Source organism: Acidovorax sp. KNOB132, from assembly GCF_057541515.1.
The window spans coordinates 1-18,379 of sequence record NZ_BAAJYT010000024.1; the positions used below are offsets into that span (position 1 = coordinate 1).

The 18,379-nt window shown below is 61.6% G+C and carries 12 protein-coding genes; 8 read left to right on the forward strand and 4 right to left on the reverse strand.

Translation table 11 applies throughout. The features are described from left to right. The 8 genes from AC27IO_RS06165 to AC27IO_RS06200 form a co-directional block, all read left to right on the forward strand. Positions 1–1,515: acetyl/propionyl/methylcrotonyl-CoA carboxylase subunit alpha (locus tag AC27IO_RS06165; protein ID WP_498737904.1), on the forward strand; the 1,515-nt coding region annotated here is incomplete at its 5' end. A gap of 469 nt (positions 1,516–1,984) precedes the next feature. After that, positions 1,985–2,548, forward strand: a complete 564-nt coding sequence (locus AC27IO_RS06170) for a cytochrome b (protein ID WP_317355161.1) — start codon at positions 1,985–1,987, stop codon at positions 2,546–2,548. Positions 2,549–2,646: 98 nt separating this feature from the next. Then, positions 2,647–3,222: a YceI family protein gene (locus AC27IO_RS06175; protein ID WP_284407595.1), complete on the forward strand. Its 576-nt coding sequence runs from the start codon at positions 2,647–2,649 to the stop codon at positions 3,220–3,222. A 77-nt stretch (positions 3,223–3,299) separates the two neighbouring features. Beyond that, positions 3,300–3,878 (forward strand): YceI family protein, encoded by a 579-nt coding sequence (locus AC27IO_RS06180; RefSeq protein WP_498737907.1) that lies wholly within the window; start codon positions 3,300–3,302, stop codon positions 3,876–3,878. A gap of 181 nt (positions 3,879–4,059) precedes the next feature. Then, entirely contained in the window at positions 4,060–4,518 is a 459-nt protein-coding gene (locus AC27IO_RS06185) for a cupin domain-containing protein (protein ID WP_498737909.1), read from the forward strand. A 270-nt stretch (positions 4,519–4,788) separates the two neighbouring features. Next, positions 4,789–6,495, forward strand: a complete 1,707-nt coding sequence (locus AC27IO_RS06190) for an amidohydrolase family protein (protein WP_498737911.1) — start codon at positions 4,789–4,791, stop codon at positions 6,493–6,495. 197 nt (positions 6,496–6,692) lie between these two features. After that, the gene (locus tag AC27IO_RS06195) at positions 6,693–7,184 is read left to right on the forward strand and encodes a hypothetical protein (RefSeq protein ID WP_498737913.1); all 492 of its coding nucleotides are present in this window, start codon (positions 6,693–6,695) and stop codon (positions 7,182–7,184) included. 115 nt (positions 7,185–7,299) lie between these two features. After that, complete coding sequence (locus AC27IO_RS06200) at positions 7,300–10,674, forward strand: hypothetical protein (protein WP_498737915.1); 3,375 nt, start codon at positions 7,300–7,302, stop codon at positions 10,672–10,674. 262 nt (positions 10,675–10,936) lie between these two features. Here AC27IO_RS06200 and AC27IO_RS06205 read toward each other — a convergent pair whose 3' ends face one another. The 4 genes from AC27IO_RS06205 to AC27IO_RS06220 all read right to left on the reverse strand — a co-directional run bounded on the left by AC27IO_RS06205 (position 10,937) and on the right by AC27IO_RS06220 (position 18,375). Beyond that, the gene (locus AC27IO_RS06205) at positions 10,937–11,173 is read right to left on the reverse strand and encodes a CARDB domain-containing protein (protein WP_498737917.1); all 237 of its coding nucleotides are present in this window, start codon (positions 11,171–11,173) and stop codon (positions 10,937–10,939) included. Between the two features lie 103 nt (positions 11,174–11,276). Continuing rightward, positions 11,277–12,041, reverse strand: a complete 765-nt coding sequence (locus AC27IO_RS06210; RefSeq protein ID WP_498737919.1) for a hypothetical protein — start codon at positions 12,039–12,041, stop codon at positions 11,277–11,279. Between the two features lie 909 nt (positions 12,042–12,950). Further along, on the reverse strand, positions 12,951–13,634 hold the full coding sequence (locus AC27IO_RS06215) for a hypothetical protein (protein WP_498737921.1): 684 nt from the start codon (positions 13,632–13,634) through the stop codon (positions 12,951–12,953). Position 13,635: 1 nt separating this feature from the next. Then, entirely contained in the window at positions 13,636–18,375 is a 4,740-nt protein-coding gene (locus AC27IO_RS06220) for an RHS repeat-associated core domain-containing protein (protein WP_498737923.1), read from the reverse strand. Positions 18,376–18,379 lie beyond the last annotated feature (4 nt).

An 18,379-nucleotide genomic window follows, 5' to 3' on the forward strand; every position in this document is an offset into this window, starting at 1 on the left:
GTGCACCCGGGCTACGGCTTCCTGTCGGAAAGCGCCGCGTTCGCGCAGGCCGTGATCGACGCGGGCCTGACCTGGATCGGCCCCTCGCCCGAGGCCATCGCGCGCCTGGGCGACAAGGTCGAGGCGCGCAAGATCGCGCTCAAGGTCGGCGCGCCGCTGGTGGCCGGCACCTCCGAGCCCGTCAAGGACGCCAGCGAAGTCATCGCCTTCGCCGAGCAGCACGGCCTGCCCATCATCATCAAGGCCGCGTTCGGCGGTGGCGGCCGCGGCATGAAGGTCGCCTGGCGCATGGACGAAGTGGCCGAGCTCTACGACTCCGCCGTGCGCGAGGCCGTCACCGCCTTCGGGCGCGGCGAGTGTTTCGTCGAGCAATTCCTCGACCGGCCCCGCCACATCGAGGCGCAAGTGCTGGCCGACACCCACGGCAATGTGCTGGTGCTGGGCACGCGCGACTGCTCGCTGCAGCGGCGCAACCAGAAGCTGGTGGAAGAGGCGCCCGCGCCCTTCCTCTCCGACGACCAGCGCGCGCGCATCCACCAGGCCGCGCACGACATCTGCGCCGAGGCGGGCTACGCCAGCGCGGGCACGGTGGAGTTTCTGCTCAGCGGCAGCGGCGCCATCTCGTTCCTCGAAGTGAACACGCGCCTGCAGGTGGAGCACCCCGTGACCGAGCAGACGACGGGCATCGACCTGGTGGTGGAGCAGTTGCGCATCGCCGACGGCCACCCCCTGGCCGTCACCGAAACGCCGCGCCCGCTGGGCCATTCCATCGAGTTCCGCATCAACGCCGAAGACGTGGGCCGGGGCTTCCTGCCCACGCCCGGCCCGGTCGTTGCGTTCTCCGCACCGTCCGGCCCTGGCGTGCGGGTGGACAGCGGCGTGCAGTCCGGCTCCACGGTGCCGGGCACGTTCGATTCGCTGATGGCCAAGCTCATCGTCTCGGGCGCCACGCGCGAGCAGGCGATCGCCCGCGCACAGCGCGCGCTGCGCGAGTTCAAGATCGAAGGCGTGGCCTCGGTGCTGCCGTTCCACCGCGCGGTCATCGGCCACCCGGATTTCGTGGGCGGCGACGGCTTCAAGGTCCACACTCGCTGGATCGAGACCGACTTCGCTCCCGACCTGGCCGCCGCCCTGCGCGCCGAGCCCGTGGCCGACACCACCCTGATCCGCACCGCGATGGAGATCGACGGACGCCGTGTCTCCCTGGGCCTGCCGCCCGAGCTGCTGCGCGGCCTGCAGTCCGTGCCGGGCGGCGCCCCGGCTGCACCGGGCGCGGGCGGCGGCGACAAGGCGGAACAGGACCCCAATGCCGTCGGCGCCCCCATCGCCGGCACGCTGCAGACCTGGAAAGTGGCCGAAGGCGACACCGTGGCCAAGGGCGACGTGATCGCCGTGATGGAAGCCATGAAGATGGAAATGCAGGTCACCGCGCACCGCGCGGGCACGATCGCGCTGAGCGCGGCGGCCGGCAGCTACCACGCGGCCGGCACAGCCATCGCGCGCATCCAGGACTGAAGACCGGGGGCGCTCACAGACTGGGAGTGGCCTTGGGGCCAGACACCCGACACGGCCTTCCCGCGATCCGTCGCCGGAAGGCCCGTGCTTGGATCGTTGCCCGCGCTGGAGGCCCCGGCGCCGGCGGCCTTTTTTTTGCCGAGGGATCCGCGCTGCGTTCGCGGTTCTCGCTCTTTTCCGCTTGCCCGACCAAGGCACGCAGGCCAGGGCCTTCACGCAGGCCCTCGTCGAGGGCTTGGCCGATCCCGATGGGGCGGGTAGTCTTCGGGCTGGGCCGCAAGCCCGTGCTGTGCTCGCCGCTCCCTGTGGGCGCCTTCATCGCTGTCGCCCAGCCGGGTTGAGCATTCACATTTTTTTGAACCATTGCGTCAATTCCATTGAAACTTGGCGCACAAAAGGCTATCTACACTGCGCCATGCCTGAGTGTTGCATCGCAGCATTCCACCCCACGAAACCCAGACCACCCTCCATGACGCCTCCTCTGCCACGATCGTCCCGCTACGGTGCCACGGCCATCGCGCTGCACTGGATCCTCGGTCTGGCGCTCATCGGCATCTTCGCGGTGGGGTGGTACATGACGGGCCTGCCTTTCTCGCCCCAGCGCCTGAAGCTCTACAACTGGCACAAGTGGGCCGGCGTGACGATCCTGGCGCTGTCCACCCTGCGGCTGATCTGGCGCCTCACGCACCGCCCCCCCGCGCTGCCGCCGGCCGTGCAGGCGGCCATGCCCCGCTGGCAGCACATCGCGCACCACGGTACGCACCACCTGATGTACGCGCTCTTTTTCATCGTGCCGCTGGTCGGCTGGGCCTACAGCTCGGCGGCCGGCTTTCCCATCGTGTTCCTCGGCGTGCTGCCGCTGCCCAGCTTCGTGCCCGTGAGCCCCGAGCTGGCCGAGGCCATCAAGCCCTGGCATGAAATCACCGCCTATGCCCTGGCGGCGCTGGTCGTGCTGCACGTGGCGGCCGTGGTCAAGCACCAGGTCATCGACCGCGACGGGCTGCTGTCGCGCATGCTGCCGGGCCGGGGCTGATCGATCGTTTCGCTGGCCGTGCAGGCGCCGGGGTGCCCGGCCTCGCGGCCGGTTCTTCCTGAATGTTTGGTTTGTTGTTGACTGACGGAGTCCTGTCCATGAAATATTCGATGACGCTGGCTGGCCTCGCGCTGGCATCCACCACGCTGCTGGCGGCCGCACCGGCATTCGCCCAGCAAAAGCTCGTGCCCGAGCAAAGCGAGATCACCTTCGTGAGCAAGCAGATGGGCGTGCCGGTGGAAGGCAAGTTCAAAAAGTTTGATGCCCAGGTCGCGTTCGATCCGGCCAAGCTGGCCACCAGCAAGATCGCCTTCACCGTCGATACCGGCAGCGCCACCCTGGGCGTCAAGGAGTCCGACGCCGAACTGCCCAAGGCCACGTGGTTCAACGTGCCCAAGTTCCCGCAGGCCACGTTCCAGTCCACCACCATCAAGGCCGTTGGCGCTGGTAAATACGAAGTGGCCGGCAAGCTCAGCATCAAGGGCGCCACGCAGGACGTCACCGTGCCCGTCACGCTGGCCCAGAGCGGCGCGACCACCACGGCCACCGGTGCCTTCGCCATCAAGCGCCTGGCCTTCAAGATCGGCGAGAACGAGTGGGCCGATACGTCCATGGTGGCCGACGACGTGCAGGTCAAGTTCAAGCTCGCGCTGACCGGCGTGGGCAAGCTCTGAGCCTCGGCGCTCGCCCGCTGAACCCCGTTTCTGGTTTCTTGTTCCCGTTTCTGTTTTTTCAACCCGGAGATATCGACATGCGCAAATCCCTCTTCGCCCTCGCCGCCGTGGCTGCAACCCTGGCCGCCGGCGCCGTGCAGGCCCAGACCGCCACGTATGCCGTGGACCCGACCCACACCTTCGCCACGTTCGAGATCAGCCACTTCGGCGCCAGCGTGAACCGCGGCCGCTTCGACAAGAAGGAAGGCACCGTGCAGCTGGACAAGGCCGCCAAGACCGGCAAGGTGGAACTGACGATCGACATCACCTCGATCAACACGGGCGTGGCACCGTTCGACAAGCACCTGCAAAGCGCCGACATCTTCGACGCCGCCAAGCACCCCACGGCCAAGTTCGTGGGCGACAAGTTCACGTTCGACGGCGACAAGCTGGTGTCTGTGTCCGGCGACCTGACCATCAAGGGCAAGACCCAGCCCGTGACCTTCAAGGCCAACCAGTTCGCCTGCTACCAAAGCCCCATGCTCAAGCGTGAAGTGTGCGGCGGCGACTTCGAGACCACCATCGACCGCACCCAGTTCGGCGCCGACTACGGCGTGCAGTACGGCTTCCCCAAGAACGTGCGCATCGTGGCGCAGATCGAAGCCGTCAAGCAGTAAACCGTTCCCCCATGGCCTTCGGGCCGTGGGCGGCCAGGGCCGGGCCCCGCGTGCACACCGCTGCGCGGGACCGGCCCTTTTTCGTGGCTGCGCACCCGCAGCACTTGCCACGCAAAGCGGGGGCGCGTGCCGTTGGTTTTTTCGAACGAACAAGGATGAAACAGGTTTTATGAGACCTCTGATGAAACGATGCATGCCGGCCGCCCGCAAGGCCCTGGCCATGGCGGTGATGGCAGGCGCCGTCACCGGTGCCGGCGCTTGGGCGGGCGAGGAGGCGGCGCGCATTCCCGCCATCAAGCTGTACTCCACCCCGGACCACCACGCCGCCTTCGTCCGCGGCACGGTGCCGGCGTTGCACAAGATCCCCACCCAGCAGTTCTGGCTGAGCAACTCGGTGGAGCCGTGGGAGCAAAACACCCACCCGGCGCCCCGCCGGCAATACGTGGTGCCGCTGCAGGGCGTGCTGGAGTTTCGCGTGAGCGATGGCTCCACCTTCCGCCTGGCTCCCGGCACGGTCTTGCTGGCCGAGGACACCCAGGGCGAAGGCCACAGCTGGAAAATCGTGTCGAACGATAAGGAATGGGTGCGCGCCTATATCCCGATGGTGTCCGAAAATGATGAATTCGAAGCGGACAAGTAGCTTGGAATTTCTTCGCTAAGTGCCTTTTCTCTCGCCATTTTCGAATGGCCTCGCATATTGAGAGATGCTAGAAATGCCGTTATCTGGTCGGCCAGATAGCGGCATTTTCTTTGGTCTGGCATATATACGATTAATGCGTCAGGAGTTCCGCCTGGCAAGGCAAATGTTCGCTTCGCCGTCGCTTCTTTCGGGTGCTGGGCAAGGCAAAAGCAGCAGAGGTTAAGAATTAATAAGTCCAACAGATTATTTATTAACCACTGAAAGATCTATATGACCACTGTCAAATCGCCTTCGTCTTCCGCTTCCGTGACCACGCCGCTGCTCAAGCCGTCCGAATCCAAAAACGATGGTGCGGGTTCGTCCACGCAAAAGTCGTCCAAGTTCAGCGGCAGTTCCGTGCTGGATGGCTTGCGTTCCGCGTTCACCGGCTCTGGCAAATCAGCGTCTACCGCGCCCCGCAGCAGCAGCATGGTGGTCATCCCGCCAAAGCGTTTCAGCGACGGCAGCGTGCGCCCCGACGCGCTCGTAGGCAAGCGGCTCTCCAACGGGGGCGTCACATATATTCCAAAAAACTCCGTTGATGGCCAGCCGATCGAGGCCGGCAACCACTTCGATGTGCCGGGCTTCGTCATGTCGAGCGGGCTGGATGCGCACAGCGATAGCCACATGCACCCCACCAACTACGTGCAGCGCGGCTTGAACCCCGAGCAGTTGCTGAAGATGATGGACGAGATCGGCGTGCGCAACACCACGTTGATGCCCATTCCCACCTCGCTGCTGCAAGCCAAGCTGCCGGGTGACGATGGCGCGACCACGGCCCTCAACCCCCACGAAATCTCCGAACAGATCGGCGGCGGCGAACACGCGCACCATTGCGGCCCGCTCGAGTTCTATTACGTGCCCAAGAAGATCGAAGACCGCGTGCTCGCCGGCCGCACGAGCGAAGAACTGGCCAGCCGTCCCAAGCTGGACATCGACGACTTCCGCAAGGACCCGGGCCTGATCAAGGAGATCGTCGATGCGTCCATCCTGTACGTGGACACGGCCGTCAACACCGATCTGGCCACGGCCATCAAGAATTCCGGCATGAGCGAGGCGCAGCGCAGCCGCCTGGACCCCATGATCACCGGCCTGCACCTGGGCGACCCGCGCGTGAGCGACCGCCTGCTGCACGAGCTGTACAAGACCAAGGGCACCTTCACCGGCATCGGTGAAATCACGGTTCACAAGGAACTGGTGGAAGACATGTTCGCGGGTGGCCGGTTGCAGGCCAGCACCCAGACTCCGCGCATGGAGCCGCTCACGAAGCTGATGGAAGTGGCCGGGGTCATCGGCACGCCCGTGGTGCTGCACTGCGACATCGACAACCTGCACGATCAGATCGAAGATTTCAACAGCAAGGGCAAGGGCAAGGCCTCCGAAGCGCGCCTGCCGGCCAACCTGGAAGGCCTGCGCAAGATGTTCAGCGATCCGCGGGTGCAGGACACCAAGATCGTCTGGGCGCACGGCGGCGGCCTGGGCCGTTTCGTGCAGCAGGGCGAGGGCCATCTGGACGCGCTGGAGAAGCTGCTGGCGGACTGCCCCAACCTGAACCTGGACATCTCGTGGAGCGAAGTGGCCAAGCAGATCGGCAAGGACGACCAGTCGCTCACCGCCTGGCGCGGCTTCATCGAGAAGCACAGCGAGCGCATCTGCTTCGGCTCCGACACGCTGGCGCCCAAGGAAACCGGCACCTGGGAAGCCACCAAGAAGATGTACGACGAAGGCCTGTTCCAGGGCATGAGCGCTAAAGCCAAGCACGACGTGCTCAACGGCACCTACGACCGCGTGTTCGTGGCATCGCGCAAGCAGGTGCGCGACTTCGAGCAGAACGTCCTGACCAAGGAGTTCATGGACACCCACGTCACCAACAACGGTGGCGACCCCGTCACGGCCCAGACGCTGAAGGACCTGAAGGCCGCAGCGGCCACCGTTTGATGGTTTTGTAGGAAACGGCCGAGGGTGGTGGGTGCCGTGCACGCACCACCCGGCCAAAGATTTTTTGGAGCGATGCGATGCGATTTCCCAACTTATGCGGCGTGCGGCCCTCGGACGTTGATGCGGGCCAACACCCGCGAGAACCCCAGGAGACCCGAGAGCCTCGCAGATCCAGCAAGCGCCTGGACTCCGGTGGAATGCCGTTGTCGCGCAGGGAAAGCCAGTCGGGGAGCAACGCATCGGGAGAACCCAACGATGCAAGACTGCCGGGCCAGGAAAAAAAGCATAAATCGATCAAGGCGAAGATCGCCAGCAATCTGAAAAAGGCGGTAGGCATCAAGTCGTCGAAGACAGAGGCATCGCCAACGCCGAAACCTTCCGCAAAATCGGAGGCACCACCAATCCCCAAATCCTCTCGCAATGCCGGCGAAAGCGGGTTCAGCGGGGGGACCTCCAACTCCGGCAGGAATCGCAACCCTTCGTTGGTAGAGCTTTTTGCATTGAAAGAAAACGAAGCCTCAGACCCCACGAAGGGCGCATCGGATCTTCAGGGAGACGCGACAACGTCGGGAGGCTCAAAAACCGATCCAAAGGGCAAGCAGCCCCTGCCAAAAAAGGCGGGTGCAGAGAACGATGTCCTCTCCGACGGGCTTGGCAAGGAAGAGACGGAAACAAAAAAAATCCTCTGACGGAGGGGGACCTGATTCGAAGGTCGAGACCGACCCCAAACGCATTTTCACCAGCGGCGATGATGAAATCGAAGTCGTCGATGAGGATTCATCCCTTCAGTTTGTCGATCCGACCATGGGTACGGTGGTGCCGCCTGGAGGAGGCACTGGTGGCGGTGGCGGTGGTGACGGCAACAGCGTGCATGACGGCCAGAACTCCGTCGTGGCTTCCGCCAACGAAGAGCCTGTCGTCCAAGCCACGCCGGACCAGGACATGCGGCGCCAGAGTGGGCTGTCCAAGCTCAAGAAGGTCACCGAGGGCCTCAAGGAAGGTGCGTTCAAGCACGGCTTCGGCTTCTCCAGCACGACGGTATCGCCTGTCTGGAACCCTTTCCAGAGCAAGGTGTCGTCGGCCAAGCCCAAGATGGGCAGCTTCCTCGGGCAGGACGGCGTCGAGCCGCCCAAGGTGCCCAAGACACTGCAGAATGCCGCCCCGCGCGTGGGCCGCACGATGCCCCAGGAAGGCGCTGCGCTTCAGAGGCTGAAAAAGGAATCGACGATCAATGGGCTCATCACGAGCCAATTCAACGGTCCGCCGGAACAGAAAGCGGCCTTGCTGGCAAGCGTCATGCAGTTGAAAGAGGCCGCCGGAATGTCGCCAGAAGAGACCAACGTCTTGATCAAGGCGCTGGCTCTCCACAACGAGAAAGACCCGGCGCAGGCCCAACGCATTCTGCAAGCGTTGCCCCAGGTCCGGCTGGTGGGCGACCTGCTCACGCCGCGCCCCGCCGAGGAAATCACGGCCGATGTGCAACTGGCCTGGAACTTCGCGGCGAAAATCGAAGGCCTCAAAGGTGGCAAGGGGATGGACTTGCTGATCAAGGTCACCGCCAAGCCCGATGGCGTCGCCGAGGGCGCACCCGCCCTGACGGATGCGCAACGCGGCCCGATGCTCGCTTACCTGCGCGCTGCGGCCGAGGTGGCACGCGCCGCTGGCAGAAACGCACCGGCCTTGGACCCGAGCAGCATGTTTGCCCACGGCAAACTGGGCGACGCCGTTCGGGCCACGCCGAATGGCTGGCCAGGCCGCGCGGGTGCCCCGATTGCCAATGGCTCCTCGCTCACTCTGGCCGAAAAAGCGCTGCTGGCCGTGCGCGACGAACTCGACCCCGCCATCCAGGAAGTCCATGGATGCCGTCACGCGGTGCAGATGGTCCGTGGTGGTATGTTGACCGACAAGCCCCGCAATCCCGACGGCACCAAGAGCGAATTCCAGAAGGTCGAATCCCGGGCCTCCAAAACCATGGGCATGCATTTGAACCGTGCCATGGCATCGCGCACCGGCTTTCAGCGCATTGCAGACACGCTGCGCTACGGCACGCTGCACCACGGCAAAAGCCCGTTCTACGGGTACGACGCCATCGTGTCCTCGCGCGGCCAGAACATGGGATTCGAGCTGTCGCACATCGGCGGCATTCACGAAGGCCGCGCCATGAAAGACATGGTGGACGTGCTGGAGTCCACCCTTAAAGCCCGCGGCGGTGCGGGAGACGCGGGCTTACCCACCGCGCAAAACGCGGTGGATGGCCAGGCGCTGCTGGACGACGCTGGCGCCGGTGGCACGCTGCTGCGCAACATGGTGCGATCTGAGATCCTTCAGCGTGCCAAGACGGAAGCGCTGCTGCTGCCGCGCCTTGCGCGGGGCGACAACCTTTCCGAGAGCGCGATTGCGCAGGTGCGCACGGCCGTGCTCGCCGCCATCCAGTTGCCCGAGTCTGCTTCGCAGGAGGTGGCGGTCGCCGATCAGGTGCAGGAACTGCTGACGGCAGCCCTGGCCGAGCAGAACGTTCCGCTGACGCCCGCCCGGCTGCTCGCCTGGGCCGGCGATGCAGGAGGCCCCACCGACGCCAAGTCGGTGCAGGAAATGCGGACTTTCAACCGCGAGGACGGACAGCCGGACTGGAAGTCGTTCTCGACCGCGTTCGACCGGCTGGTGAACAAAGACGTCCGCGTTCCGGCCAATACGCCCATCAAAGGCAAAAACCGCGCTGAAACCGCAGAAATCCTCGCCTCCATGATCCGTGGCGAAGAACTGGGCTCGGGCTTTTCGCTGGCCAATGCCGGCAACACGCAGGGCACCACCCGCAACGTGAGCGAAGTCATCTCGGGCGTCCTGTCCGGCGCCACCATGTCGGTTCGCGCGGACTTAGGGGGCGGGCGCACGCGCATCGTTTCCTTCGAGTCCGGCGTGTCCACGGACCGCAGTTCATTGCGCATGAGCGTATCGACCGTCCGCCGCAATCAGGAAGGAGCGGGTGCCTCGTTCGGCTTCCGTCTCGGCCAGGAAGAGGCCGCCTCTTTTTCGGCCTCCATCGGCGGTGACGTGGGCCACAGCTTCGAGCTGCTGGAGCAAGAAGGCGCCGTGTTCGGATTTCCGCGCCACAAGACGGGCGGCGTGGGCGGCGACCGAGACCTGGCCCAGCAAAAAGCGCGGCTCATCAAATTGCTGATCGGTGTGCCTGACAAGGCGGGGCCCTACCACGAGCCCGGCAACCCGGAAGACAAAACCTCTCTCGTCAAGCGCGCCTACCAGGAGTTCGGCGATGCCATTTCCATCGGTGCCTTCGAGGTCCGGCAGAAAGACCATCGCTTTACGGGAAGCTCGTCGGCCGGCGCGGGTGCCACCATCGGCAGCCTGCGGGTGGGGCTGCCGCAAGCCGGCGTGGCCGGCGAAACGCGCCTGGGGACGCTCGAATACAAAGACACCTCCGGCACGCTCAAGGTCATCCGTGAGTCCGAATCGAAAGCGTTCAAAGCCAGCGCCACCGGGGCTCTGGCCGCATTGAGCGGATTGATCGAAGGCGCCACCGCCCCGACACCCGCCCCGGGCGAAGTCGCGGCCGACGCCGTGACCAGCATGACATCGCTGGCGGTTGCCAATATCGGATCGATGTCCACCGATTTCTTCAGGGACGGCGAAACGCGCACCACGACCCGCATCCTGTACGACGAAAAGGAACTGCCCACGAGCTTTGCCACCCAGACCCTGGTCACCAGCAAGGACTTCGTGCAGAACCTGGCGGCCGACCTCGAAAACTTTGCGGAAGACAAAGCCAAGAAGTTCTTTCCCGCCCGGCACAGCGCCGACCGCGACCAGGCCGTGCAGACCGAAAAGAAAATCCTGGGCGAATTCGCCGGCCACTTGCGCCAACACCGCGATATGACGGGCACCTCGCAGCTGTACTGGGAATGGGGCCCCAGCCATGTGGATGCCAGCAACCTGCTGGAAGCGGACCGCGAACTGTCCGAAAAATTGGGCGACAAGGAAGGTGCCAAACAAGCGAAGCGCGACATCGACACGATCCACAAAGACCCCGGCTACCGGGAAGCGCGCTTCCTGATCAATGCCAACGAACAGTCGGCCAGCGACGTGAGGGGCGTGAACGGAATGATGGGCGTGCGCCACGATGTGAGAACGAGCGCGAATGTTCGGTCGTTGAACTTCACTTGATGGGGCGATCCGCGCCACGCCGACCGGCGCGGGGCGGAGTCCTGGCCTTGACCATGACACCGATAGCTGCTCCAGCCAAATGCTAAATGGTTGGGCTGTGAAGCACCTGTGCAGGTGCCTCTTGCGGTGCCATCCGCCGACGCGGGTGGCACCACTGCCAATGGATGCCTGCACGCACTGCACACGGAGCCGGCTGCCACCGTGATGCAGTCCGGCTGGGCCTGCTGTCGTCCATCCGGCGGGCCAGACTCACTCCTTTGCCTCAGGGCTTTCCGCCGAACTGGCCCTTGTTGCGGTTGTTGGCCTCGTTGGTCTCCTGGACCGTGTTGGAGCGGTCCGCAATCGCCTCGTATTCGGCTTGCGACAGCAGGAACCCTGTTTGAACTGACAGGGTGATCTGCTGGCCAGGCTGGAGTGCCTGGATCTTTGGGCTGAACACCTTGAGGCTGCCGCCGGGCGGCACGACGCGCAGCGCCAAGTAGCAGGCCGTGTGCCGCACCGCTGTTCCTGTAGCCGAGTACTTGAAATCTCAGTTAATTTCCAGCCTCTTTTTAAGAGTGTCGATCTCTTTCTTCAACGCGTTGAAATCTGGATTGCCACTTTTAGCTGTTTTTGTATGCAGCCATTTTTTTTTCTGTAAATTTGCTTGCTTCCCATCCCAATTCGTTTAGATCAGAATATTTCAATTTGTTTGAATAATTTTTGTCTGTTGGTGATTTGACTGTAAGATTGTTTTCGTGAAAAAATTTTATAATAAGCAAAATGGCCTTCTCTGATATTTTGTTGATCGATTTAGACGGTAAAAAGTCTAAATGTCCGTAAGATTTTTTGAATATTAAGAAATCTTCATGTTGTTTTGTTTTAATTGTTGATATTAGGCATTCAAGTATTTTTTGAGTGTGCTTGTTATAGCTGTCTTTGGGTGTTTTGACCGTGATGGAAATTGATGTGGTAAAGGATTCTTTGCATCCACCAATGAAGATGTCTTCATCCCTAAGTTTTATTAGATATCCATAGTAGCCAGAAAAGAATTCCGGGCCATTTAGGATCTTGTGGTTTGAATATTTCTTCTCTAGCAATTGAAGAATTTTTTCTTCACGAGTGGAGCTTGGGGTGAATGTCGCGTTAAATGCATGTTTAAAATATTCTGAGTTTTCTGTTATCTCTTGTAGGGATTTTTCTGCTTTTTCTTTTTGCAAATCAAGAATATATGTTCCTAAAATAGCTGTTTGGGTTGGATCGGATAATGTCACCCCTTCGATTTTGAAGTGAAAATTTTCAATAAAGATATGCTCGCCATTTTTTGAAATATCCGTGCTGAAGCTTGTCCAAAATGGTGGTGTAGTGATAATATATTCATTAATCAAGTTTTACCCCTTTTTTGGTGCAATTGGTGGTCGCTTTTCAAATGTTTTGAAATCCCTTTGGAAACGTTTGCTCGGGATTTTTCTCCTGTCCAATGAACTACGACGTCATTTTTATTTCTAGACTAAAGAATTATTTAAATTTCATCAATTGCAAACCGATGCCTACCATCTTTCTATCGGACAGTTTTTATATAATTCCCAGCGCAAGGTGAAATTTTCGCCGTTTCCTTTGTACTACTTCTGCAGTGCTCGGTGCTCCATGTTGATAGTGTCCTGGATTTGGGTAATCAGGTTGTAAGACTCTAGCAACTGGCAGCCGATATGGCTGGACTTGCAACTCCACCATGGACAGGCGCGTGCCACGCAGGGAGTCATCGGCGGGCGGTGCGCGGCTCTGGCGAGGGCCAAGTCAGCCTCATCTGCTGCCTAACCGGAAAGGCCGACGGGGCGTGGCAGCGCGAAGGGGGATAAGAGAACGCTTCTGCACTGGCCTTATTACTCCCCATGCCTGCTGCCGCACTCCGAATCAGCTTCGACCAAAGGCGATTGAAGGTGTCTTCGGCACTTGCCTTGATGGAACATGCCTTCGATACCATCACTTGGCAGCGGTGATGGATCGGTGAAATCACATCAGTTCAGGAAGAGGATGAAAGGTGCTCGATGCCGTAGTTCTGATTGGCTCGGTCGCTATTGAATACATAGCAAATGGCTGTTGGATAGGCAAGCGCTTAGACGTCAAGCGGGTGGCTTTCCCAATTTGCAGGGTGCAACTCACTGCATCTGCAAAGCCTTGAATTTTGGCCGCAGGTTGAAGGAGGCGACCCGAACGAGTAGTGACTACTTCTAGCTTTGACTTCACTTTTGAAGCCGCTCTTAATATTATTTTGCTTCGAACTGCATCAGCCAAGATTAATATGGAAGAATAATATCTTCAATATTTTTGACTGATATGGATTTTAAAAATAAATCTCTTAATTTCTCGTAATCTATGGGCTGTAAAAATCTTTTCCAGTCATACAAAATATTAACTTCATTGCATGCTGGTTTAAGTTTCATTGCTAATGTTTCTATATATGGGTGATCGTACTCTTCGTCGAAGATTGATACTATCTCTTCATCCCATTGATCTGTGGGCTCGTTTGCGCTTCCTGTGATGCCTTCATAAATGGAAAAAGAGTTTTCCATATTTTTTTCTTCGATCCTGTATATAATTTCTATTATCTCATCATCGTAGGAAATGTTCCCCGATAGATTTTGTATGCATTCTATATGTTTTTTTATTAATTCAATTTGGGGTATTTTTTGTATTGAATGTGAAAATCCCTTATCAAGCCTGTTTATATATCTTCTTAGGCTTTTTAGGGTGGTTTGATTAAGATTTTGAAAAACTTCTGCACTAATTTTTCTTTCGAGAGTTTTTTGATTCGAAGGGGCTTTTAAAATTTCCTGGGGGGTTTTTTTATGAGATTTTAGGATCCCCCTTGCTTTTTCATTGATATTGTTTTTCTCTATTTCTTCGATGTTTGGAAGTAGGGCGTCAATAGAGCATTTAAGGCTGAGTAAAATTCCCAAATCAATGATGCTTTCTGGCATGTTATCTTCCGGGTACGGTTGGGATATTTATTCTTGAGGCATCTCTAGTGGCTTGAGGTAGCTTTTTATGGTTTGATCCGCATCCTTTGGTGTCATAAGCCTCGATATCATATTTAAGATTTTCTAAAACTTCGTTTGCGGCATTCAAGTGTCCATCCCAAGTGCCAACGCCATCAAGTGATCCCCCTTTCCCTTTAAAGCTTTCAGATTTAGCTCTTCGGAATAGATCGAGTTTGTCTTCCTGCAAATGCTCCACTCTCTCCAGCACCCCTCTTGATCCCTGTGTTTCTTTTCTTCCGATTGAAGTGCTTAATGCATCTTTATAAATTTCATCGCATGTTCTCTTGTCTTCGCAAGGGCACTTGCGTCGATCTCTTTTCGAGCGCAGTCCCAATTGATCAACCCAATTAATAGAATTTGGCGCATATATCGAAGCATTTGTTCCTCCCATTAATCCAATCGGATCTTGGCTAACAAACCTCCCCACAGCCGCATCGTAGTATCGGAATCGGTTGTAATGCAGACCGGTTTCCTCATCGAACTGCTGGCCTTGGAAACGGAAGGGTTGCTCAATGGGCGGCGGGACGGATGAACTGCTGCTAGCACCGTTGCTGTGGTCAGTTCCTGGCCCATGCCCCATTCGACGCTGGATAAGGCGGTCATCCGTCCCCGTCCTCGCGATGGTCCGCAATGTAGCTTCTCCCCACACCTTGTAATCCGCCGCCCAGGCGATACTGCCTTGGGCATCCGTCAGTTCCAGCGGCGCCCCGATCTGGTCGCACTGGTACCAGTAGGTGTGCCGGTCTTCCTCTGTGCCTTGGATGCTGGCCAGCGGCACAAAGCTCGTTGGCTCGTACACGAACAGCGCGTCCTTGCCCCCACGCTGGCTGTGCACCATCAGATCGCCATCCCACAGGAAGTGCGTGGCGCCGAACGAGTCCGCCTTGGACACGCGCCGTCCCAGCGCGTCATAGGCATAGCGCGTGGTTTGCGTGACCCCATGGCGCGTGGTGCTGGCCTCGACCAGTTGGTGATCGGCATTCCAGCGCAGCTGGACCACCTCATGGTGCCCCGCTTTCTGATTGCCCCGCGTGCGCTTCGTCACATTGCCGTGCACGTCGTACTCGAAGTGCAGGTCCTGGTAGAAGCGCAGGCGGTTATCACCCACCACGCCCAGGCCGGCCCTGGCTTCGCTGCTGTGTTGCCGCCCGACCTGCGCCTCGTCGCCATCCAGCAGATTGCCCGCCGGATCGAAGGCGAACAGTTCGCGCGGCTGGTGGCTGCCAGCCCCGGGCAGGGCGGCCAGGATGCGGCCCGTGGGGTCGTAGCGGAAGTTCTGGCGGCCTCGCAGGGTGTCGCCCCGGGCCACCAGTTGGCCCGAGAGGTCGTAAGCGTAGGCCCGCTCCAGTACGGGCTGCGTAGCGATGTTGCCGCTGGTGCGATATCCGGCGCGGTGGTGGACCAGCCGCCCGGCCGGGTCGTACTCGTACTGGCTGGATGCGGCCCCCTGGCTGCGCTCGACCTCGCGGTGCAGAGCGTCGCGCTCCATGTCGGCGATGACCTCGTGCGCGCCTTCCTGCCAGGGCTGGGCGATGTTGATCTGGTGCAGGTGTCCGAAGCCGTAGAACAGCCAGTTCAGCGTGCGCCCATCGGGCAGCAGCGTCTGTGTGCGGTTGCCCAATGGGTCGTACTGGTGGCGCAAGCTGCGCTGCATGTCCTGACGGCCGGCCGGTGCTGCGCGGCCTATCCGCGCCGGCAGACCGGGGCCACCCTGGCCGATGAGCGTCTGTGTTTCGCTCAATAGCTGCCCCACCGGGTCGTAGGCGAAGGCCAGGTGGGCGGCGCCATTGTTCGCCTGGGTCAGCCGGCCCAGCGCGTCGTAGCGGTAGGTGGTCTCCTCGGGCGGGCCTTCGTCGCCATGGGCGCGCTTGGCCAGCAGCCGGCCCAGAGCGTCGCGCTCGAAGTGCGTCACCTTGCCCGGCCCGGCCTCGCTGCCGCCCGCCTCGATCAGGTGGGTCAATTCACTCGCGGCGTTGTACACGTAGCGCTGCCAGCGGCCGTCGAATCCGATCTCGTCGGTGAGCTGGTCGCGCAGGTTGTAGCGGAAGGTGGTCTGCGCGCGGTTCTCGTTATCGAGGGCGATCAGGCGGCCCGCGCGGTCGTAGTGGTAGGCCAGGGTGCGCCCGGCGGCATCCATGCGGGTCAGGGGCCGGCCCACGCCGTCGTAGGTGTAGCGCGTCGTGGCGCCCAGCGGATCGGTATAGGCCAGCAGGTGGCCTTCGCCGTTCCAGGTGTACTGGTGCAAGGCGGTGGCGCTGTCCGTGCCGGGCTCGGCCACATGGACGAGCCGGCCCGCGCGGTCGTAGGTGTAGCGTGTCACTTGCCCCAGCGCATCGGTGCGCTGCACCAGCTGCCCCAACGCGTCGTAGGCAAAGCGCGTGGTGCGGCCCGAGCAGTCGGTGTAGGCAATCAGATTGCCCGCCTCGTCCCAGCGCAGCACCTTCTTGCCGCCCTTGGCATCGGTCACCTCCACCGGCCGCCCCAGGCCGTCGTACTGGTAGGCCGTGATCTGCCCGAGCGGATCGGTCATCTGCACCAGATTGCCGTGGCGGTCGTAGGCACGCCGCCACTCGAAGCCCATCGCATCGCGCAGCGTCGTCACCAAGTCCATCGCGTTGTACTGCAGCGCAGTGGACTGCCCCAGGGCGTTGGTGATCTGCGTGAGGTTGCCACGCGCGTCATGGCGCAGCGTGGTGCGTCGGCCCAGCGGATCGGTGCTCCCTTTGGCCGTGCCGGTGGCATCGAACGGCGTCTCTTCCCTCAATTCCTCGGGCGTGCCCTCGGCAGTGACGGTGGCCACTATGTTGAAGCGCGCATCCCAGTGGTAGGCCGTCACGCGGCCCAGGCCATCGGTGTGGCGGGTGATGCGCTCGTGCGGCAGGTAGGTGAAGCGGTCATCGTCCTGGCCGGGGATGGGCGCATCGGCGCACCATGAGCGCAGCACGCGGCCTTGCGGGCCTTCCGCGTCGTACTGGGCGAAGTAGCGGTGGCCGCTGGCCTTGCGGTAGCCGACCAGCACGCCCGAGCGCCAGGCGTACTGGCGGTAGGGCAGGTCGCCGTGGTGCGTGGCGACGAGCTGGCCTTGCGCGTCGTAGGCATAGCGGGCCAACACCTGGGGCGCGGATTGGCCGGGCGCCAGCAGCTCGACGGCGGCCAGGCGTGCGCCACCCAGGGGATCGGTGGGCACGGCATCAGGGGTGGGCGGCGTCCAGGCCAGCCGCAACTGCCGCCCCGCCGAATCGGACAGGCCGACGAGGCGCGGCAGCGCGAAGGGGGCGGCGAACGCCCCTGCACTGGCCGCACTCACGCCGTCATCGGCCATGGCCTGCTCGCGGGCCTGCCGCGCGCTCCAGGTCAGCACCTCGCCCGTGGCGGTATCGGTGTCGCCCGCCGCCCAGTGCAGCGCCACGGCATTGCCGTTCGCATCCTGCAAGCGTGCCAGGGGCAGGCGCCACTGCTCGGGGGCGTGCTGGCGGTAGTGGTGCTCCAGTCCGCCCTTGTGCGCGATGACCCACAGGCCCTCTTCCGGGTGGCGCACGGTGAACTTCTCATACGGGTCGAACCACTCGCCGCCCAGGGCGACGTGGGGCAACGGCACATGGCGGCCCGCTTCGTCGAGCAGCACCATGCCGTCGGCGGAGAGCCGCAGTTCCTGTGCCATCGGGTGGCTCCAGCCGCGGCCCCAGGGGCCGTCCTCGGCCAGGCCTGATCGGTAGCGGCGGCGCCAGACCAGGGGAATGGGGCCGGGCAGGGTGAAGTCGGTCTCGTCCATGAGCTTCTGGCCGCTGGACAGGATGACCGGCCCGCCGATGGTGCACGACTCGCATGGGCCCTTGCCATTGGGGTGCTGGCTGTCGCTGTGCTCCTTGGTGGGGTGCGTGTCGTTCTTGCCCTCGGTCTGCGTCTTGCGCTTGAAGCGCTTGCCCGCGATCGCGGCCAGCAGGGCCGCACCGCTGCCCAGCAGCCACTTGGCCAGGCGCACGCGGGCGGCCTCCAGTTGCTCGGGGGTCATCTCCGAGCCCCAGGTCTCGGTGATGGAACGGATCTCCTCGGCCGCCTGCACGGCCGCCTGGCCCGTGCCGACCACACGGTCGGCCATCACGGCGCCGCCGGCGATCTGGCCGACGATGGGAACGCCCTGCACGGCCGTGGCCGCGATCGACACGCCCAGGCCCACGTAGGTGGATGGGTCCTTGAGCATCTCGAGGATGGCGTCCACCTCCTCCTGTGCTGCCTGGCCGAAGTGCCGGGCCTCCATGCCACCCATCACCTTGCCGGCGTTGTCGATCATCTTCTGGGTCTCGGGCGAGAGCCGGACCAGGATGGCATTGGTGAGGGTGGTCACGCCATTGACGACCATCTCGCCGGCCTCGTGCACCACGGATTTGACGTAGGTGACATGCTGGTTCACATGGTCACGGACGTTGGTGAACCAGCCCACGATGGTGCTGGAAGGATCGTGCTTGCCCTGGTCCATCGCGCCGTAGCGGTTGGACATGTCGGTGCCGTGTTCCTTGATGGTGCCCAGCGGGATGAGGATGGCCTTGCTGTTGTTGCTGTGCCAGGCCGTGCCCTGCTTGCCGCTGGTCTTGAGCTTGACGGGCGTGGCCGGATCGAATGTCCAGCCGTTGGCCACCTGCGTGATCGCGCCCTCGCCGCCGCTGAAGATGTGCGTGCCCATGCGT

Excerpts from the sequence above, each read along its gene's own strand:
- AC27IO_RS06170 (WP_317355161.1), top strand. The coding sequence starts at position 1,985 with ATGACGCCTCCTCTGCCACGATCGTCCCGCTACGGTGCCACGGCCATC.
- AC27IO_RS06175 (WP_284407595.1), top strand. The coding sequence starts at position 2,647 with ATGAAATATTCGATGACGCTGGCTGGCCTCGCGCTGGCATCCACCACG.
- AC27IO_RS06180 (WP_498737907.1), top strand. The coding sequence starts at position 3,300 with ATGCGCAAATCCCTCTTCGCCCTCGCCGCCGTGGCTGCAACCCTGGCC.
- AC27IO_RS06185 (WP_498737909.1), top strand. The coding sequence starts at position 4,060 with ATGAAACGATGCATGCCGGCCGCCCGCAAGGCCCTGGCCATGGCGGTG.
- AC27IO_RS06190 (WP_498737911.1), top strand. The coding sequence starts at position 4,789 with ATGACCACTGTCAAATCGCCTTCGTCTTCCGCTTCCGTGACCACGCCG.
- AC27IO_RS06195 (WP_498737913.1), top strand. The coding sequence starts at position 6,693 with ATGCCGTTGTCGCGCAGGGAAAGCCAGTCGGGGAGCAACGCATCGGGA.
- AC27IO_RS06200 (WP_498737915.1), top strand. The coding sequence starts at position 7,300 with ATGGGTACGGTGGTGCCGCCTGGAGGAGGCACTGGTGGCGGTGGCGGT.
- AC27IO_RS06215 (WP_498737921.1), bottom strand. The coding sequence starts at position 13,634 with ATGCCAGAAAGCATCATTGATTTGGGAATTTTACTCAGCCTTAAATGC.
- AC27IO_RS06220 (WP_498737923.1), bottom strand. The coding sequence starts at position 18,375 with ATGGGCACGCACATCTTCAGCGGCGGCGAGGGCGCGATCACGCAGGTG.